Here is a 2,033-nt window from a genome sequence, read left to right as displayed (position 1 = left end):
CGAGTTAGTGCACTGGCCGATTGGTTGGTTAACTATGCGCAGCAACATCCCATTTAGCTTGCCGATGCGCTCGGATAGATGCCCGCTCAGAAAGCAGCCAGTCAATGCGGTTTCATGGATGCTATTCCCACCTGCTCGTTTTCGCTCTAAACGAGTTAGTGCACTGGCCGATTGGCTGGTCAACTATGCGCAGCAAAACCCAATCTAGTTTGGTGTTTATAGGCAAGAAAGTAGCCAGCTCGATTTCGGCTCTTCAGTTAACGAGTCAGTGCACTGGCCGATTGGCTAGTGAGTTATGCTGAGCAGCATCCCATTTAGACTGTTGTTCTCGCTTGTTCTACTTCGCTTTTCAAGGGGGTTAGTGCCTTAGCCGATTGCTCGGTTAACTCTGCTCAGTAATCGCCTATTTAGGCTGGTTTTTGTTGGCTTTTACTTTACTATGTGCGCTCATTCGTCAGGCTGCCAAGCAGCATCAAGGAGACCCATATGGCAGAGCGCCAAGTCAAATTAGCTGCTGAGTATCAAGAGGCTACGGCCCGCTGGGTGAAAGACTTTGTGGTTGAGTATAATATTTGTCCTTTTGCTAAGCGAGAGCTGGAGCGTGGCTCTATTTATTATCAGGTGGTGATGGGCACGCAGCCTGAGGCTTTATTGCAAAGTTTGCTGCTGGAGTGTCTACGTCTTGATCAGCAGCCAGAAATTGAAACCAGCCTAGTCATCATGCCCGAGCTAGAAGATTTTGAAGACTATCTTGATGTGCTCGACTGGGCAGAGCAGTTATTGCAGCAGCAGGGCTACGAGGGCGTCTATCAACTGGCAAGCTTTCACCCTGATTACTGCTTTGCGGGAGCCGCGCCGAATGATGCCAGCAATTACACCAATCGGGCGCCCTATGCCACCTTACACTTAATTCGTGAGCAAACCATTAGTCGTTTAACTGCCTTGCACCCCGACCCCGAGTCTATTCCTGAGCGCAACATCGCGCTTACTGAAAAATTGGGAATTAGCTCACTGAAACAACTATTGGCCGCCTGCAAAGGCTAGTTGAGCGCAAAGCTTTGCAAGTGGTCAAAGAAATTGTGTGAGTTAATTCCTATGCTTAGAGAGATTTCATTAAGGAGTTGCTATGTCTTTAAGCATTACCGCGGCGGAGAAGGCCATTTTAGCGGATTTAAGTATCCCGCCACGCCCTCAAGTGTTGTTAACCATCACTCAAGAAACCAAAAAGGCTGAGCCCAATGTAGCGGTGATTGCCGAGGCCATTGCTAGTGATGTGGGGATTTCCGGCGCAGTTTTACAGGTGGTGAACTCGGCAGCTTTTCGTCGACTCAATGAAATCAAGTCGATTCATCAGGCGGTGATGACCCTAGGTATTAATCGGGTATTTCCGATTGTTAAGGCGGTGGCACTAAAAAATGCCATGCCAGCTTCTAAAGTTTTGGATGCATTTTGGCTAGAAGCTAATCTATTGGCCGGATGTGCGGCCGCCACCGCTGAAGAGCTCGGTTACGAAAGCGCCAAAGATAATGCTTATATGCTGGGCCTATTTCATCAAGCGGGTGTTCCTGCCTTATTGCAGGCTTTTCCCGAGTATGAAATGCAGTTAGCTGAAGCCAATAACATGGGCTGGGCGGCCTTAGCCGAATATGAGCGCCGAGAATACGGTACCAGTCATGCAACGGTGGCGGCGTTGATTGCTCAACAGTGGAATTTACCAAAGGTAATGGTAGAAGCTATTTATTATCAGCACGATAGCGCAGGCTTATTTCAGGGAGAAGAGTTAAGTGCCTCGTCTTTGCTGATGCTGGCAATACTTAAAATTGCGCGAATTGTGGCTTATCGTAAGTTGGGCGTGAGTAGTGAGGAAGAGGCTTGGCAAGACAATTATGATGGTCTGTTAAACTTTTTAAATTATGAAGATCAACAGTTAGAAGATGTATTAAATGCCGTGGCTGAGGCGCAAAGCCCTGCTTAGAGTAGCAAGAGGGCTGGCCCAGGCCAGCCCTTATTTTTAGAATTTATAAGCTAAATCC

3 protein-coding genes are annotated in these 2,033 nt (G+C 48.0%); all 3 read left to right on the top strand.

Annotated elements, in window-relative coordinates:
* Positions 1 to 208, top strand: a 208-nt coding sequence (locus ACQY6Q_RS09950; RefSeq protein ID WP_427980854.1) for a hypothetical protein, incomplete at its 5' end; no start/stop codon positions are given.
* Between the two features lie 278 nt (positions 209 to 486).
* Entirely contained in the window at positions 487 to 1,044 is a 558-nt protein-coding gene (locus ACQY6Q_RS09945) for a DUF1415 domain-containing protein (RefSeq protein ID WP_427980851.1), read from the top strand.
* 82 nt (positions 1,045 to 1,126) lie between these two features.
* Positions 1,127 to 1,975 carry an HDOD domain-containing protein gene (locus ACQY6Q_RS09940; protein WP_427980849.1) on the top strand — a complete coding sequence of 283 codons (849 nt, stop codon included), beginning with the start codon at positions 1,127 to 1,129 and terminating at the stop codon, positions 1,973 to 1,975.
* Positions 1,976 to 2,033 lie beyond the last annotated feature (58 nt).

This window comes from Agarivorans sp. (assembly GCF_050295395.1).
Lineage (GTDB): Bacteria > Pseudomonadota > Gammaproteobacteria > Enterobacterales > Celerinatantimonadaceae > Agarivorans.
The sequence above is the reverse complement of the archived record's forward strand: the minus strand, read 5'-3'. Positions and strand labels throughout refer to the sequence as shown.

Coding starts and splice junctions, on each gene's coding strand:
- ACQY6Q_RS09945 (WP_427980851.1), top strand. CDS start 487: ATGGCAGAGCGCCAAGTCAAATTAGCTGCTGAGTATCAAGAGGCTACG.
- ACQY6Q_RS09940 (WP_427980849.1), top strand. CDS start 1,127: ATGTCTTTAAGCATTACCGCGGCGGAGAAGGCCATTTTAGCGGATTTA.